Below are 17785 nucleotides of genomic sequence, written 5' to 3' on the forward strand. Positions count from 1 at the left end.
TATCACCTTCGGTAATATACCGGAAGTTATTAATTCGTTGAAAAACCAGAAAATCAAAGCTAATGCAAGATATCATTGACATTCCTCAAGAGCCTTCGCTGCCGGATGATAAATACCTACAGGCCTACTTTGGACGCCAGTCCGGTTACTATATTGAAAAATTTGAAGCTTATACATCCGGTGATAAGTTCTCATTTAATATTGCACCCTTCTTCATTGGCTTCTTTTGGTTCTTTTACAGAAAGCTATGGCTTGAAGGCATACTCATTATTCTTTTTATTTTGGTTTCGGGGATGATTGAAGGCGTAATTTATGACCTGTTCGCTGTCAGTGAGGACACCCAAACCATGATCTTTTACGTTTCATCCTTTGCTTTTGGAGTGCTGTGGGGCTTCGTGGGTAACTATCTTTACATTCGAAAAGCCGACAAAAACATTAAAAATGTACTTATGGCAACAGATGATGAGGAGGAGAGGATGTATTTGCTGACAAAAAAGGGTGGGGTTTCATTGGTGCCATTTATCATTTTGCTGCTGTTGATCATTGTCTTCTTACTGATTTAATAGCAGGACAAGTATTCAAACGCCATTATATTCCACCATTCTTTACCGCAATAATCTCCGCAGCAATACTCACTGCAATCTCTTCAGGGGTTTTACTTTTGATACGGATCCCGATAGGTGAATGAACAATGGATAATTGTGCTTCTGTTGCTCCTTCTTTTTTCATTTCATCAAAAAGCCGTTTTACTTTTTCCTCGCTCCCCATCATACCCAGGTATTTGTATTTCTTGCCAAGCAGTTGTTTTAGTACCACTTTATCTGTACGATATCCGAAACTGGCAATCACCACATACACATTCTTTCCTTCGGGTACATGTTTGTGTATTTCGGAATAGGCAATCACGCTGGTTTGATGAGCATGGCTGTTTTCTGTCAAAGTATTTAGATCTTCCCTGTCATCCATCACCACAACATAGAAGCCGAGGTTACGCATAAGTTGCGACAGGGCCAGGCCAACATGGCCACCACCGATGATATAAATGGCCTCTTTAAAACCCACTTGTTCCTCGTATTCCCAGCCCGATGATGATTGCATATCCTTAAACATAAAAGGAGCTGCCAAGTCTTTTTTCAGGAGGTTGATCCTATCGCTGGTCAGTCTTAGCACATGTTTTTCGTTACTTTTAAGGGCGCTGAGCAATTTCTTCAGCCATATCAGGTCTTCGTGCTGAAGAAAGTAAAAGGCAATGGTCTGCTCACCCGAGCATATCATTCCCGATTTTTCAGAAGCATCATCGCGGTGTACCTGGTGTCTGATGAATGGTTTTGGAAGTGCGTTGTTACCTTTAAGCAAGGAGCGTGACAGCTCTACAAATTTGTGCTCCATAATACCCCCGCCAATAGAACCACTCATGTCCTGACCCGGAGCCACGATCATTTTGAAGCCTTGTCTTCCCGGGCTGCTGCCTTTGCTTTGAACAACGTACAAGAGCGCTACTTTTTTATATTGAGCTAAGAGGCGATATGTATCATTCCAAAATTCCATCAACTAAACCAAACAGCGCTCATTGCATAATAAATGGCCATTAAAGCTGAAAATATAGCGCTGGCCAGAAACCTCCATTTCAGGTTTACCTGATTTTGGATCAGGTAATTGGCTATTACAGCAATAGGGATATTTACCAAAAACGAATAGAAACCGATATTGATCAGCGATATTACAGCAATTTCATTCCATTGAAGCATAGAGACTTTAATAAAGAATAAATGCCGGGCAACCCATAGCGGGTTAAAGTAAAGCAATGCGAGACCTGTCTTTGCCTGTGCTTTCTTCAAGCCGGAGAGCGTGAGGGTCTTCTTATCGATCCATCTGAAATAATTGGGTATCTCAAATGCGTAGATCGTGCTGCCGACCACTAACATCGTCAGCATTCTGATCAAGGTAAACTCACCAAGTATCAGAGCTGCAATAGTATCTCCGCCACAATAGATGATTCCGCCTCTGACTATATTTGATAGCTTATATTCCAGATACAGATACATTTACTTTTTCATAAAGTCCTAAAAGCACTTTCTCCGGGGTAAACGGAGCGTGATACTTTGGTTGGTAGTTGGGGTTAAATGCTTTTACCGCATTTTGAATAGCAAAGTAGGCCCCCAGTCCGTACATCAGCGGAGGTTCTCCCACAGCCTTGGATTTCCGGATTGCCATTTCATGTCCTTCTGTTTCCAGCGCTTCTACTTTTATCTCCTTAGGTACCGAATAGATGTCGGGGATCTTGTACGTAGACAGTGCATTGGAAAGAAGCTTCCCGTTACTATTGTACTTCAGTTCTTCCATTGTCATCCAGCCCATGCCCTGCACTAGGCCACCTTCTATCTGACCAAGGTCGATGGTTTCATTCATACTTTTGCCAAAGTCATGAACTATTTCCACGGAATCAAAGGTATAGATACCCCTGATACAGTCTACCGTAACTACGAGAATAGCAGTGCCATAGACGTGGTAGGCGAAAGGATGTCCCTTCTCTTTGGTTTTGTCGAAGTGGATTACGGGAGTGGCATAATGTCCGTTTTCCGTTAAGCAAACACGTTCCAGAAAAGCTGTCTGAATAAGCTTCTCCCACTTTATACCCGCAGGTTTGTTGTTGCAGTAAACCTGTTCATCCTGTAGCTCGATGGACGAAACCTCGGCACCTACCATGTTGGCAGCAGTCTCTTTTAGCCTGGTGAGTAGCTTATCACAGGCTATTTGCAGCGCTTTGCCGTTCAGGTCTGCTGTTGCGCTGGCGGCAGAGGGAGAGGTGTTTGCTACCCGTGTGGTGTTGGTGGTTTCAAGCTTTACCTTTTCGGGAGCAATAGAAAATGCATTGGCTGCCACCTGGAGCATTTTTGTGTTTACGCCTTGCCCCATCTCAACAGCACCTGTGCTTACACCAACGCTGCCGTCACTGTAGATGTGTACCAGTGCACGGGCGTTATTCATGGAGGTGTTGGTAAATGAAATGCCAAAACAGACAGGCTGTATCGCCAATCCCTTTTTGATGTACTTGTTTTTTTGATTGAAATCGGCAATGTCTGTTCTTTTGGCCTCTAGCTGGAACTTCTTGTGTGCGGTTGCCCATGTTTTTCGTGCCAGAGCATGTTCCATGACCTGTCCGTATGGCAGTTCATCGCCATCTTTGAGCAAATTCCTTTCCTGAATGCGTGAAGCATCTATACCCAGCTCATGTGCAGCTTTGGCTATAGCCGACTCGATAACAAACATACCCTGCGGACCACCAAAACCCCGGAATGCAGTATTCGGCGGCAAATGCGTTTTACAACTATATGCTGTGGCGGTAACATTCGGAATGTGGTAACTGTTTGTTGCATGAAACAAGGTCCGTTCCATTACAGCCGGCGACAGGTCAGCCGCAGCCCCCGCATTCTGGTGAAAGGTGACCTGGTAAGCCTTTATTTTAAAGTCTTTTGAAAGTCCGATCTTAAAATCGGACCGGTAAGGATGCCGTTTTCCTGTCATGCACATGTCATCCATCCGATGCAGTACTATTTTTACCGGTCTTTTTAAAAGGTGAGCGCCAAGGGCTGCCATTACTGCCCAGGAAGTTGCCTGATCCTCCTTTCCGCCAAACCCACCGCCAAGCCGGGTCACATCTACTTCTATTTTATGCATGCCCACACCCAAAACCCTGGCCGCAGTTCGCTGTACAGCCGTTGGCCCCTGGGTAGAGGAGGCTATCCTGATATTGCCATTCTCCATTTGAAAGGCATAAGCGCCCTGGGTTTCTATGTACAAATGTTCCTGCCCTTCGGAGTCTGCCTCTCCTTCAAATACATGCTCACATGCTTCCCAAACGCTGTCAACATCACCGATCTTAAAGGTTCGGGGTGGGAATATCAGGCTTCCTTTTTCTCTGGCTTCTTTTGGGTCAACAATACAATCGAGCTCTTCAATATCAATTTTTATGAGCTTTTTAGCCTGTCTGGCTATAAACTCGGATGTGGCGATGATCAGAGCCACCGGCATACCCCAAAAGTGGACCTCATCTTCGGCAAACAGAGGCTCATCAGGTATAATGCCGCCAATCTGATTTTCACCGGGGATGTCTTTGAAAGTAATAATTCTTACTACCCCGGGAAATTGCTCTGCCTGGGAATAGTCTACATTTTTTATTTTTCCATGCGCACACGGAGCATCAAAAATTTCCCCATGGAGCGTACCGATCTGTACAGGGATATCATCGAGGTAAATTGATTCACCCCGCACATGTCCTTTTGAATCAATATTTTTCATATAAGCGCCTCCATTTTAAATTTTTTTGAGGAAATAATTCAATAAAATGGGCAAAAAAGAGCTGGCGCAGCAGCAACCTTTTATATTCTTTGCTGCCACGTATATCGCTGATGGGCGAAATCTCCGAATCCAATATTTCCGCTGCAGCGCTCACACTTTCAGAACTTAGCTGCTTACCCTTTAAGAAAGCGCATGTTTTCTCCAGATATAGCGGTGTGGCAAATACCCCTCCCGCTGATACATCTATCACTTCAATATTGTCGTTTATGACGGCCAGTCTGATGGCAGTGTTAACACTGGCAATGTCCAGGTATGTACGTTTGCTTACCTTTTCAAAATTGAAGAAAGTATTTTCGTCCGGGAGGTGAAATTCAAGCATCTCAACCGCTTCGTTTTCCTTGAGGTCAACCTTTCTGTAGGCCAGGTAGAACTCCTTCAACGGCAACTTCCGCACTTCACCAGTCGGTTTATTAATTGTCAAAGTGGCATTCAGGGCCAGAAAAAATGCTGTCAGATCACCGATCGGGGAGGCATTGACCAGGTTTCCCGCTATAGTGCCCATATTTCTTATTTGTGTGGACGAGATTAACTTCAGATGCTTCCTGAGGTTGGGAAACATGCTGTTAAATACATCTGATTCCAGCAGGTCGGTTGCTGTTGCCCCTGCTCCCACATAGCAAATGTTTTTATCCAGGAAAATACTTTTTAAGTCTGTGAGATCGAAAAAAGGATGGATATCAGAGGTCACTAAATCGTCCGGACGTTGTACATACACATCTGTACCTCCGCCTACTTTGGGTAGTCTATCCGCACGTCCGTTGGGGTTTTGGCTGGCTACCTGTAATGCGATCAGTCGCTCAGGTATTCCTGCAAAGTACCCGGGAATAAACCCTTCTCTGATCAACCAGTCAATGGGATGTTTATCATCTTTACGGCTTAATTTACTTACAATGATCCCTGTGGCCCGTTCGATAGACTTGTACCCGGTGCAGCGACAGATATTGCCATCAATAGCACTGATGCCTTCCTCTAACGTTGCCGACCCGGCTGACAGGCAGTATCCTGACAAGGACATTATAAAACCAACAGTACAAAAACCACATTGGGTGCCCCCTGTATCTACGAACGCCTGTTGTACCGGTGTAAGCTGCTCCATATTTAAACCTTCTATGGTTACCACGTGCTTGTTTTTGACGTTGGCCAGTGGAGTGATGCAAGATGTCATCGACTGGTACCTTAACTTGCCTTCCTTCACGTCTCCGATCAAGACCGTACAGGCACCACAATCACCTTCCCTGCAGCCGATCTTGGTGCCGGTAAGCTGGTGGTCATACCTGATAAAATCCAGCAGTGTCATTCCGCCCGGCTTGTCAGTTTTTACCAATCTGTTATTTAGAATAAATTCCATTAGTGTTGCTTAGTACTCGATCTTGTCTGAACTTTCAGACCATTTTTTAAAAGCCTCTATCGCTTCGTCACGAAGCATTTGCTGTGTGAAAAGCTTTCTTTCTGATATCGGGCGCTCGATTTCGTCATAGATAAACTGGTCATCAAAATTGATCGCTGCTGCATCCTCTTTGGTATTGGCATAGTATATTTTATCCGGTCTTGCCCAATAAATGGCTCCCAGGCACATCGGACAAGGTTCGCAGCTAGTGTATATTTCGCAACCATCCAACTGAAATGAACCTAGTATTTCACATGCCTTCCGGATGGCCACCACCTCCGCGTGAGCAGTAGGGTCATTAGTTGCTGTCACCTGGTTGGTGCCATGAGCTATTATCTTCCCGTCTTTTACCACAACAGCTCCGAAAGGCCCTCCGTTTCCTGACTCTACATTATGAATAGAGAGCCTGATGGCCTCTCTCATTATATTTTCTTGTTGTTTTTTGTCCATTATACTAAAATAGAAAATTCTGACTTAGGAGGTTGGGATTGGTATTGCCTTTTATGTATAAAAACTTACACACCTTTTAAGCTTCTGTTTCATTTTATATTTTATCAAATTGGTGGTTTTAAACTTTTTCATTCTAATGAGAAGATTAACACTTTTAATCCCCATTTTTTTGTTTGCTTTTTCTTAAGGGACACTATGGGCAGAACGATGCCGGATCAGGAGATGAAGAATAACTGGTGATGACGCTGGAGTAACTGATGAATATTGGGTAACCGCCTCTCAGCGGTGTAGTCCCGTACAGTTGTTACAGTTGTCGGGGAAGAGCCTTTTTGGAACGAGTGTAACGCGGACATTGGAGTTTTCTTCGAGGCACTAACCAAACAGCCCTTTTCTCAATTATTAATAATGTGCCGAAGGGCTGTTTTTCTAATACATGATATTCAAAAGTCTTCAGCCACGGACGGTTCAAACTGTTCTGTACAAAAAGGAATGGGCTTGTATGACTGTATAAAGAGGTGCTTATTATGGGTTTTCATCTAATAATGGTACATGTGTGCCTTAAAAGTATTTATACCCGATGCATTATCATAACACTTTAGTAAGTTGCAGGTTCAACCCCGATAAGGACCTGGTGTTCTTTATATTACACGAGGTCGTGCTATGTTAATCAAAGGCTTTGCCGAAAACAAGGTCATTGATTCTTTCCCGCTTATCCATCTGGAGGTATTATACCTTTAGGTACAATGGTACATCGGGAATTTCGACTAATCCATAAAGTGCTAAGCTAGTGAGTATGTTATTTTAACTATCATTCTTTGATAGCAATCAACCTAATGGTATCTGTTATGGCAGATCATTTTTTAAAACCAACATACTTACATGAATTTCGTGAACCACCTAACCTATTCAAAAATATGGTATAGAATTATTTCTATATTATTTATGGTGTTTGCTGCATTTGTGGCAAACGCCCAACCGGATCCTCCTACAGGCTTTCATGCTGTCTCGCTTGATGAAGCAAATGAACTTTCATGGCTGCCCACGGTAAGTTCCGGTGTCTCGGAATATCGAATATACCGGTCTACGGACTCGGTTACTTTTGATCTTTTGGGAAGTGTGCCTTTTGGTACAAACACCTACACGGATAACGGGCTAACCAATGGCCAGTTTTACTTTTATGCTGTTGCCTCATTCGATGGTGTAGAAGGTAGCTTTTCAACCGTTGACGCCTCTACCTCAGAGGAGAATTTTTCTTCCTTTACAAGATTCGATGGCGCCGGATATGGTGTAGTAAGTGATTCCATGTACCTCAGTTTGAATAACGGTGACAGAAGGTTTTCTGTCGAACTTTGGGTACGTATCAATGATACCTCTAAGGGCAACCAGGTCATCTTAATTCGAGAATCAGCTTACGGTAGTAAAACAGCGTATTATAAAATAGAGTACCTGAGTGGCAAGTTTAGCGCTTATGTGTACACTACGGGCCAGTCGGTGGAAACCAACCCGGCAACTTTGACCGTCAATGAAAATCAATGGTATCACCTGACTTTCACAGGTGGTGATGTAGCCAATACATACCATCTGTACATCGATGGGCAGGAGGTAGATAGCAGAACCTTTTCACTTCCTCTTGAAAACCAGTTCACCCGGTTGTTCGTGGGTGGCGAAACTTCCGGTAAAAATGACGTGGCAAAAACCTATACCATGAATAGCGGTAATTTTTTGGTAGGGGATATCTGTGAGCTGCGACTATGGAACAGGTTCAGGTCTGAAGCTGAAGTTCAGGCAGATCTCTATAGTAGGTTAAGAGGTGATGAAGATACTGCGTTATATGGTACATGGCATTTTGATCGCATGTTTAACGGATACATCTATAATTATGGTATCGCTGAACTGAATACCGCAAACTCACCGCCTGCTCCTTTTTATCCGCATTACGAAAACATTGACCTATTTGGAGACGCACACGTGGTGTCACCGCAGATCAATAGTATAGACGATGCGGTGAACGTGCATACAAATGCCGTGAATGATGTACTGGACGTTCAAAGCAATGACATTTTTAATGAGATCTATGTGATGCCCAGCGTTATTGTGACACCGCCTAAAAACGGTACCGCGACAATATCCAGCAGAACTGATATTACATACACACCTACTTCAGGTTATCTGGGTCAAGACTCTATTCAATACCTCGTAGTTGACAGCACTTTTTTTGCAGATCCTTATCGCTTCGCGGATACAGCCTGGGTGCATATCAACGTTTACAATAACCCTCCTGTGATCACTTCCAACGGAGGAGGCGACAATGCTTCTGTCAATATTAACGAGAACACCACTGCTGTTACCACGGTAACAGCCACAGACGCGGATGCCGGCACTACGCTTACCTATAGCATTACAGGAGGTACGGATCAGGCGCTTTTTAATATTAACAGTAGCAGTGGGGTGCTGGTATTCGACACAGCCCCCAATTTTGAGGCCCCCACCGATAGTGACACGGATAATGTGTATGTAGTGGAGGTTACTGTCAGTGATGGCGTACAAACCGACTTGCAAACACTAACCGTAACGGTCAATGATGTGATCGAAGCAGCCACTTTTACCATCGACCCGATTGCTGATGCCAGTGTTGATGAAAACGTAGCCTACACCTCTGTGACGCCCGCTATTACCGGCACCCCGATCGGCAGTATCAGTTATGCTATAACCGGAGGAGCAGACGCGGCTGACTTCACGATCAACAGTGCTACAGGTGTGGTGAGCATGGTGGCCAGAGACTTCGAATCCCCGGAAGATGCGAATTCAGACAATGTCTATGAAATAGAGATCACCGTTACAGATTCCGATGGCAACAGCGATTCGGAAAGCTGGACTGTAACGGTCAATGATGTGATCGAAGCAGCCACTTTTACCATCGACCCGATTGCTGATGCCAATATTGATGAAAACGTAGCCTACACCTCTGTGACGCCTGCTATTACCGGCACCCCGATCGGCAGTATCAGTTATGCTATAACCGGAGGAGCAGACGCGGCTGACTTCACGATCAACAGTACTACAGGTGTGGTGAGCATGGTAGCCAGAGACTTCGAATCCCCGGACGATGCGAATACGGACAATGTCTATGAAATAGAGATCACCGTTACAGATTCCGATGGCAACAGCGATTCGGAAAGCTGGACTGTGACGGTCAATAACGTGGTAGAGACCGTCACTTTTACTATAGACCCCATTGCTGATGACGTTGTAAACGAAAATGCGGCATATACCTTGGCGCCACCGCCTTCCATCACGGGAACACCCGTTGGAGAGGTCACCTTTTCGATCAGTGGAGGAGCTGATGCATCTGCCTTCACCATTAATCCTGTGGGCGTGGTGGTTATGGTTCCCAGAAATTTCGAAGCTCCTGACGATGTTGATGCGGATAACATCTATGAGATTGAAATTACCGCTACAGATGCTGACGGCAATAATGATTCGGAAAGCTGGACTGTAACGGTGATCAATGTTGTGGAAGCCGCTACGCTGACCATCAATGCTATTTCTGATGCTACCGTAGATGAGAATGCTGCATATACGTCAGTAACTCCATCCATTGCCGGCACCCCAATTGGCAGTATCAGTTATGCTATAACAGGAGGAGCAGATGCAGCAGCGTTCACTATCAGCTCCACTACGGGCGTGGTAAGTATGGTGGCCAGAGACTTTGAGTCCCCGGACGATGCGAATGCAGATAATGTCTATGAAATAGAGATTTCAGTTACCGACTCCGATGGAAACAGTGATTCCGAAAGCTGGAACATAGCTATTAATGACCTGAACGACAATCCACCTGTGATCACCTCAAATGGTGGTGGTGATGAGGCCACAATCCATACTGATGAAAAAATTGCTGCTGTTACCACTGTTACCGCTACCGATGCGGATACAGGCAGTAACCTCACATTCTCCATTGTCGGTGGCGAGGATCAGGCATTGTTTAATATTGATGCAACCTCCGGTGACCTGGACTTTATTAGTGTCCCTGATTTTGCAAATCCGGCAGATGATGATGCAAATAATACCTATGAGGTGGTCGTTTCCGCAAGTGATGGAACCTTTGCCGATGAGCAGTTCCTGACGGTTATCGTCCACCAGGTAAACGACCCACCTGTTGACCTGTCCCTTTCATCAAACACGGTACCTGAAAATGAACCAGTGAGTACATTAGTGGGTATTTTTAGTACCAATGATGTTGGCGATACCCACACCTATACCATTGAAGGTGGTGCGGATGTGACTTCATTTTCGATCGATGGGGATGAACTGCTCACCAACGCATCTTTTAATTTTGAATTGAAAGACAGCTATGAAATCCTGGTAAGAACCACCGATACGGGAGGCGGGTCCTTCGAAAGGACATTTCAGATCACTATTCTGGATGTTAATGAACCACCAACCTCCATCAGCTTATCCAACAACACAATTTTGGAAGAGGAAGCGGCAGGGACTCTGGTAGGCCTGCTTTTAACTACTGATGAAGATATTGGCGATGTGCATCAATATACCATAGTTGGTGGGGATGATGCTTCATTTTCCATTCAGGACAATCAGTTATTGTCCAATAGTCCCTTTGATTATGACCTGCGGAGCAGTTTCAATATAACGATCCGCTCGACTGATCAGGGTGGGCAGTTTGTTGAAGGAGATTTTGAAATAATCGTCATCCCGGATACCAACCGGGAGCTAGATATTCCCAGTGCTTTTACGCCTAATAACGATGGATTTAATGATCTATGGGTAATTCCTGAGATCGAAAGGTATCCCAACTGCAAAGTAACGGTAATGCATCGCAATGGCCGTAAGGTATTCTATTCGGAAGGCTATCATGCGCCATGGGATGGAACCAGCAACAACAAAGAACTGGGTAAAGATACATACTTCTATATCATCGAATTGAATGACAGCTCTGAACGAGTCTATAAAGGATTTGTAATGATCCTGTAAAAGCTTTTAACCTAAACCGTATAAAAAATGACCCGACACCTCTTTACATCGATATTGCTACTAGCAGGGGTGGGCGCTTGCGCGCAAAGTGACGTGCTCATGACCCAATACTACCAAAACCTGCCTTCCGTAGCTCCCGGACTTGCAGGCGCTATGGACTTTGTTGACATCCGTACATCCTATCGCCAGCAGTGGGTGGGGTTCGAAGGAGCGCCAAAAACTTTGATGGTGAGCGTAAATGGTGTTAAAAAGTTCAGAAATAACGAATACAAATATAACTCCTCCAGGGTAAGTAATCTTTCCCCCTACGAGGGAAACGGTGTTAAACTCGGACTTGGCGGGTATGTAATTAAGGATGAACTGGGAGCCTTTACTCAAAACCTGATCATGTGCAATACCGCTGTGCACGTTCCTATCAAGCGCAAAACCTATCTCTCGCTGGGGTTGTCATATGGCGTTAATCAAACGCAGATCGACTTTGAAAGGGTGAGCGTCATTGACCCGGGCGACCCTCTTTACAACGCGTATTTGAAAGATGCCCCGGAATCTACCTATCTAAGGATAAATGGTGGGTTGGCGTTGTATTCCCCAACATATTACCTGAGCTACTCCATTCTGAATGCCGGGGATGTGGTTTTGTCGGGATTTGAAACCGGAGAAGACCTCTTTGCCAAATTTTCTCACAGCCTTTTGGGAGGGTACAGGTTCAGTCTGCGTCAGGACCTGGAGCTGATTTCCAGTGCTATAGTACGCTACTCGAAAAGAAATCCCACCTCATTTGATTTGGGGGTGAAGCTAAGGTTTAACCAATTGCTGGATGCCGGTATGGCTTATCGTAATGATCAGACACTGATCGGTTCATTGGGATTGATCATAAATGATACTTTCCGGTTTGGCTATTCTTATGAGTATAAATTTTTGGATGTTCGTGATTTTAAGCCGGGTAGCCACGAGGTCGCTCTGGGTTTGCAACTTTTTAATAAAAGAGGTTATGTTCCGATCTGGTAATTTTTTTAAACACACATTTGGAAAAGTCTTTTCAACTGTCATTGTGATATTGTGCCTGGGACCTGCTCCTCTTTTAGTAGCACAATTTAGTGTCAGTGATGTAAAGGTGCTTTCCGATTCTGTCAACAGCCAAATGGAAGAATCGAATCCTATGCTGACTAACGATGGCAGGACACTCTATTTTGTCAGGACATTTTCAGAGGAAAATATGGGTGGTAAGCTGGCAGGTCAGGATATTTGGTATAGCCGGCTAAAAGAAGACAGTACCTGGTCCACGGCCAGTAATTTGACTTCACTGAACACCATTGATAACAATCTGGTAGTCGGCATATCAGAAAATTCCGATACACTATATCTGCTCAATTCATATTCAGGCCCTTTACGGGAAAAGTGGGGAATAGCCTACAGCACAAAGGATAGTGACGGAATTTGGACCGCGCCAAAGGAATATGATGTGGTCTTTAAAAATACCGGAGACTTTCGGGGATACTTTGTTTCTGCCAGTGGAAACGTCATACTGCTGTCATCGAATTCGGAAAATAGCTATGGAGAAGAAGACCTCTATATTTATATCAAAGAAAACGGTCAGTGGCAGGACCCCATTCATTTAGGGCCGGAAATAAACACATCCGGATTTGAAATTTCCCCTTTCCTGACTGATGATGAGCAACGGATCTTTTTTGCCAGTAATGGGCATGGCGGGTTTGGCGATTCTGACATTTTTATGACCGAAAGGCTGGACGATACATGGCAAAATTGGAGCACACCCGTTAATCTGGGACCTGAGATAAATACAAAGGGCTTTGATGCCTACCTGAGTCTGGACCCCGGCGGATTGGCACTTTATAGTAGCTCGGGAAACGGAAGTTATTCCGACATATATAGTGCCGTCATCACTTTTGGAGAAGCGGAACCTGTACCTGATACCACAGTTCTGTTGGATAGCACCGCTATTGTCTTAGTGCAGGATACGCTGAGCGAAGAAGCCTTGAGTCAGCCCATCTACTATACTGTACAGTTATTGGCATTAGGAAAAAGAGAGGCCCCGGAAATCGATTTTTTTGAAAAAGTCGACATCAGTTCAGTTAGTGTCTACATGGGCAATGACGGGCTGAACAGATTTTCTATTGGCGAATTCGAAAGTTTTTCTCTGGCCCTCGAGGCTATGGGATCTTACCGGAAGATAGGATACTTTGACGCGTTTGTGCGAAAAGTTACCCGCTATGAAGATCTATTCAAAAGCTCAGGTGAAAAGGTACTGGGGCTATTCTATGAAAGCCAATAAGAAAAGGCCAATACCGGTAGCGAAGCATAAGTAATGCAAGCCGGTATCCTTCTAGTTGATAACAACCAGGTTTACCCTGACCAACAAATACCAGGCTAAATCCAAACGGGTAGCAGCTTATAAATGGTCATGGCAGCCGATAAAATATTTCTAAACCAACTAAAACCCAACAGCATGGAACCTATTTTATCTCACCTTTCGAGAAGTAAAAGGCTCATAGCCACTTCCTTCTTACTCATTAGCAATGTGCTAACAGCAAGCTTAACCCATACCTTAGCTATCCCGGACATAGCAGCTCCAAACCACGAAATACCGGCAAGGACAAAATCATCAGTTGAACCCACAACGGAAGCTAAAATGTCAGGTATGGAGCATATCTCCTACAAGAGCGCCAGCCTGCCATTCAACACCATTTGGTATGAAGATTTTGATAATTTGCCCCATGGGACGAATTACCATGCCGGGCAAGCCGGATGGGATGGAGAAGCCTCAGGAGTTAGCGGGCATTTCAAAGTAGCAAATCAGGCTTACGAATCCAATAATCTAGATATCGAAGCTATCTGGAAATCGGAAGTGATCAATATCAAATACTACACTAACATTGGTATTAGGGTGGATCTGTCCTCAACAGGAGCATTGGAGTCTCATGAAGATTATATCAAAGTGTACTACCGGCTGGATGGAGGCCCTGAGACCCTGCTCGACAACGGGGCGCAATACGGATCGTTTGGTCAGGCTACAGCTACTGTTACGGGACTGGCAGGTGAGAAATTACAGATAATTATTAAAGTGTATAACGATCATTCTGCGGAGTACATTGTATTTGACGATGTGATAGTGACCGGGGATGCCGGTAACCTCCCTGCGAACCTCGTCTGGAATGAAACGTTTAACGGACTTCCCGATTTTTCTACCTCCAGCGGTCTGTGGGTGAGAGATGTATCCGGTGCCTCCATCGGCTCAGTCGGATATTTCGAAGTACGGCAGGACAGGTTTCTTGGAAGACAGTTAAACGGAGAGGCAAAGCTTATCAGTGAATCAATAGACATATCCAACTATTCATCGGTGGATATGTCCGTTGACTTGTCCGGTTACGGAAAAATGGAAAGTTCGGACTATATAAAAGCTTACTACCGGCTTGATGGGGGAAATGAAGTGTTGATCGGGGGCTTTACAGGCGCTTCCGCAGCCCCCGTTACAGTGTCTGTGAACGATATTTCCGGGAATACTGTACAGTTTATCATCAAAGTGAGTAACAGTTCTGAAAATGAAAGACATGTGATCGATAACATGATTGTCATTGGTAAGCCAACCTTGGAGATCATAGAAATCACAGGAGGAACCCTCAACTGTACGAATCCTGAGGTGACAATAAGTATAACCACGAATAGTTCTAATGTTGACTATTTGTGGGAAGGTCCCAATGGCTTTTCATCTACGTACCGGAATCCCACCGTCAACGTACCCGGAACTTACACCGTCACCGTGACTGATCCTACATCCGGGCAGTCGAACTCTGCCGGTGTAGAGGTGTCCGGAGGAGGTTCCGGTGTATTCTGGAGAGAGGACTTCACACATCCTGATGGCACCGACAGTGATGAAGGCAGCACTAGCTGGAGCATCGAAAATAGTGGGGGTGGAAAATTTGAGGTTTTGGGAAATGAATTTGTAGTGGTGAACACTGGTGCCGGGGAGGTTGCAAGATGGACCTCCAGGGTAATTGATATTTCAGGCAGACCTGATGTGACGATCAGCATGCTGGCAAGAAGTGCGGTGATCAATGGAGGAAACGGACTCGAAGACTCAGGAAATCTGAATGATTATCTGCGCTTATATTATAGGCTAGATGGAGGATCGAAAACACTGGTCCATGAGTTTTCAGGGGAGATCAATGGAAATAACAGTGAGGCCACCAGGATAACCAGCGGTAAACTCAACGGTTCCACATTACAGGTCATTATCAAAGGCAGGACTACAGCCCCGGATGAGCTCTATTATTTCGATAATGTAGAATTGAACTCTGTAGTCACTGCAACGGCATCGGCAAGTGAATATTTAAGCTGCACCAACACCTCGGTGACATTATCCGGCGGCTCGAATACTGCAGGCGCGACCTTCAACTGGGCAGGGCCGGGCGGTTTTACATCATCATCCCAAAACCCTGTGGTTACGGAACCGGGAATGTATACCCTGACTGTGACTGCCCCGGGGACAGAATGTACGGCTGTCGCGGAGGTAGAGGTATTGAAATTTAATACCATTGCTTTGTGGAGCGAAGACTTCACACTTCCTGATGGTACCGACAGCGATGGTGGTAGCACAAGTTGGAGTATAGAAAACAGCGGAGGTGGAAATTTCGAGGTCTCAGGCAATGAGTTTGTGATTGTCAACACCGGTGCCGGGAAAGTAGCGAAATGGACTTCAGAAGTTATTGACATTTCAAATATGCCGAATGTAACCGTTACCATGGCGGCAAGAAGCGAGGTGATCAATGGTGGAAATGGATTGGAAAGCTCGGGGAACCTGAACGACTATCTAAGGCTATATTACATATTGGATGGTGGGTCTAAAATACTGGCCCATGAGTTTTTAGGGGAGATCAATAACAACGGTCACGCCAGTATTATCACCAGTGGCGAACTCAATGGTTCTACTCTTCAGGTCGTTATCAAAGGGAGGACCACTGCCATGGATGAGCTATATTATTTCGATAACGTGATGGTAAACGCACCTCTAACTGCCACAGCAACTGTGGATGGGAGCCTGAGTTGTAACAATTCGTCAGCAACTATTTCCGGCAGTTCCAATGCATCGAACGTCACCTATAACTGGACCGGACCGGGTGGTTTTACTGGAAATACACAAGTGATTAGCGTCAGCACGCCTGGTGACTATACACTGGAGGTATCCACTCCCGGAGGGTGTACGGCTACAGCCATAGCCCAAGTAACCTCCGATGGAGGTGGTATAAATACTGTATGGCAGGAAAATTTTACCCTCGCAGATGGTACAAATTCAGATAATGGCCCGACAAGCTGGACAGTACAAAATTCGGGATCGGGTACCTTTTCGGTGAAAGGAAATGAATTCAAGGCATCCTTCAATTCAGCTAACGAGGGTGTCTGGCTTTCTGATGTCATCGATATTTCGGGGATTAGTAACGCTACGGTATCTGCTGATCTGCGCAGTGCAACCGCCAGTTCTAACGATTATTTTGAATCAGACGACTATATACGGGTTTACTATAAGCTGAATGGTGGTGCGGAAACGCTGATATTTGGAAATAACGGAGGCCTTAACGGGGCAAATAATGCGGCATCGTCAACAACTATTGAATCGGAACCATTAAATGGTAGTACCGTCCAGATCATCTTTAGAGTAAGAAACTCTCACTCCACTGAGAAATATTATTTCGATAACGTAACAGTCGCAGGAACCAGTCAGGGTAGTGTAGATGCTATTGTGACTGTAGATGGAACATTGACTTGCAGCAATACTTCAGTAGACATCACCGGAGCGTCTTCCGAGCCCGGTGTTACCTACAACTGGACCGGTCCGGAGGGTTTTACCGCGGACACACAGGTCATCACGGTAAGTACTCCGGGTGACTATACATTGGTCGTTTCCTCTAGTGGCGGTTGTACAGGTACTGCCACCGCAACAGTTACGCAAGATGTCGCAATACCGGATATTTCAATCTCTCCGGCAGACACTCTGAGTTGTGCCCACACTGCTGTCGAGTTAGTAGCGTCATCAACTACGCCTAATATTACAATTTCCTGGGATGGGTTTACGCCAGGGGAAAGCTCAATTACAATTTCCGAATCAGGTACTTACATTGCTCAGGTGATTAATAACGACAATGGCTGTACAAAACAGGACACAGTTACAGTGATGCAGGATATTAGCTTACCTCAGGACGTTGCTGCCAGCAACACAGGCCCTTTGACCTGCTTGACTACCAGCGTAGACCTGATCGGCTCCACCACAACAGAAGGAGTGACCTACCGCTGGCTAAGCTCCGGTAGCGTAATCGCCACTACAGCCACCGTAACGGTCAGTGCTGCTGGTGAATACACCCTTGAGGTGACCAAAGAAAGTACAGGCTGCACGACCACCGTCACCACCGAAGTGATCACAGACAACACCCAGCCTGAAGAGGTAACAGCCAGCAACACAGGCCCTTTGACCTGCTTGACTACCAGCTTAGAACTGATCGGCTCCACAACAACAGAAGGCGTGACCTATCGTTGGCTAAACTCAGGTAGCGTAATCGCCACAACGGCCACTACAACGGTTAGTGCTGC

10 protein-coding genes are annotated in these 17785 nt (G+C 45.3%); 5 read left to right on the forward strand and 5 right to left on the reverse strand.

All coding sequences use genetic code 11. From position 1 onward, the window contains the following. The first annotated feature begins 62 nt into the window (after positions 1 to 62). Entirely contained in the window at positions 63 to 563 is a 501-nt protein-coding gene (locus C900_RS09100) for a DUF2628 domain-containing protein (RefSeq protein WP_009579470.1), read from the forward strand. A gap of 25 nt (positions 564 to 588) precedes the next feature. On the opposite strand, the gene C900_RS09105 is transcribed toward C900_RS09100, so the two are convergent. From C900_RS09105 to C900_RS09125, 5 genes are read right to left on the reverse strand one after another with little or no spacing between them, the layout of a single operon-like run. Continuing rightward, a complete protein-coding gene (locus C900_RS09105; RefSeq protein WP_009579471.1) occupies positions 589 to 1548 on the reverse strand; it encodes an XdhC family protein in 960 nt (319 codons plus the stop codon). Then, the gene (locus tag C900_RS09110; protein WP_009579472.1) at positions 1548 to 2045 is read right to left on the reverse strand and encodes a hypothetical protein; all 498 of its coding nucleotides are present in this window, start codon (positions 2043 to 2045) and stop codon (positions 1548 to 1550) included. The genes C900_RS09105 and C900_RS09110 overlap by 1 nt, the downstream gene beginning before the upstream one ends. Continuing rightward, complete coding sequence (locus C900_RS09115; RefSeq protein WP_009579473.1) at positions 2023 to 4299, reverse strand: xanthine dehydrogenase molybdopterin binding subunit; 2277 nt, start codon at positions 4297 to 4299, stop codon at positions 2023 to 2025. The genes C900_RS09110 and C900_RS09115 overlap by 23 nt, the downstream gene beginning before the upstream one ends. Next, positions 4286 to 5707, reverse strand: coding sequence for an FAD binding domain-containing protein (locus C900_RS09120; RefSeq protein WP_040496251.1), 1422 nt, complete (start codon positions 5705 to 5707; stop codon positions 4286 to 4288). The genes C900_RS09115 and C900_RS09120 overlap by 14 nt, the downstream gene beginning before the upstream one ends. A 9-nt stretch (positions 5708 to 5716) precedes the next feature. Continuing rightward, positions 5717 to 6196 (reverse strand): nucleoside deaminase, encoded by a 480-nt coding sequence (locus C900_RS09125; protein WP_083867464.1) that lies wholly within the window; start codon positions 6194 to 6196, stop codon positions 5717 to 5719. An 879-nt stretch (positions 6197 to 7075) separates the two neighbouring features. Between C900_RS09125 and C900_RS09130 the strand changes: the two genes are divergently transcribed. The 4 genes from C900_RS09130 to C900_RS09145 all read left to right on the forward strand — a co-directional run. Further along, positions 7076 to 11185, forward strand: a complete 4110-nt coding sequence (locus C900_RS09130) for a T9SS type B sorting domain-containing protein (protein ID WP_009579477.1) — start codon at positions 7076 to 7078, stop codon at positions 11183 to 11185. A 27-nt stretch (positions 11186 to 11212) separates the two neighbouring features. Beyond that, positions 11213 to 12193 (forward strand): PorP/SprF family type IX secretion system membrane protein, encoded by a 981-nt coding sequence (locus C900_RS09135; protein ID WP_083867465.1) that lies wholly within the window; start codon positions 11213 to 11215, stop codon positions 12191 to 12193. Next, on the forward strand, positions 12177 to 13478 hold the full coding sequence (locus C900_RS09140; protein ID WP_009579479.1) for a PD40 domain-containing protein: 1302 nt from the start codon (positions 12177 to 12179) through the stop codon (positions 13476 to 13478). Before C900_RS09135 ends, C900_RS09140 begins: the two co-directional genes overlap by 17 nt. A 174-nt stretch (positions 13479 to 13652) precedes the next feature. After that, the coding region (locus tag C900_RS09145; protein ID WP_157493962.1) for an autotransporter outer membrane beta-barrel domain-containing protein at positions 13653 to 17785 on the forward strand (4133 nt) is incomplete at its 3' end.

It is taken from the genome of Fulvivirga imtechensis AK7 (assembly GCF_000331535.1).
In the GTDB taxonomy this organism is placed as follows: domain Bacteria; phylum Bacteroidota; class Bacteroidia; order Cytophagales; family Cyclobacteriaceae; genus Fulvivirga; species Fulvivirga imtechensis.

What these genes read in the sequence shown, in the direction of transcription:
- C900_RS09100 (WP_009579470.1), top strand. Translation starts at nt 63, where the DNA reads ATGCAAGATATCATTGACATTCCTCAAGAGCCTTCGCTGCCGGATGAT.
- C900_RS09105 (WP_009579471.1), bottom strand. Translation starts at nt 1,548, where the DNA reads ATGGAATTTTGGAATGATACATATCGCCTCTTAGCTCAATATAAAAAA.
- C900_RS09110 (WP_009579472.1), bottom strand. Translation starts at nt 2,045, where the DNA reads ATGTATCTGTATCTGGAATATAAGCTATCAAATATAGTCAGAGGCGGA.
- C900_RS09115 (WP_009579473.1), bottom strand. Translation starts at nt 4,299, where the DNA reads ATGAAAAATATTGATTCAAAAGGACATGTGCGGGGTGAATCAATTTAC.
- C900_RS09120 (WP_040496251.1), bottom strand. Translation starts at nt 5,707, where the DNA reads ATGGAATTTATTCTAAATAACAGATTGGTAAAAACTGACAAGCCGGGC.
- C900_RS09125 (WP_083867464.1), bottom strand. Translation starts at nt 6,196, where the DNA reads ATGGACAAAAAACAACAAGAAAATATAATGAGAGAGGCCATCAGGCTC.
- C900_RS09130 (WP_009579477.1), top strand. Translation starts at nt 7,076, where the DNA reads ATGAATTTCGTGAACCACCTAACCTATTCAAAAATATGGTATAGAATT.
- C900_RS09135 (WP_083867465.1), top strand. Translation starts at nt 11,213, where the DNA reads ATGACCCGACACCTCTTTACATCGATATTGCTACTAGCAGGGGTGGGC.
- C900_RS09140 (WP_009579479.1), top strand. Translation starts at nt 12,177, where the DNA reads ATGTTCCGATCTGGTAATTTTTTTAAACACACATTTGGAAAAGTCTTT.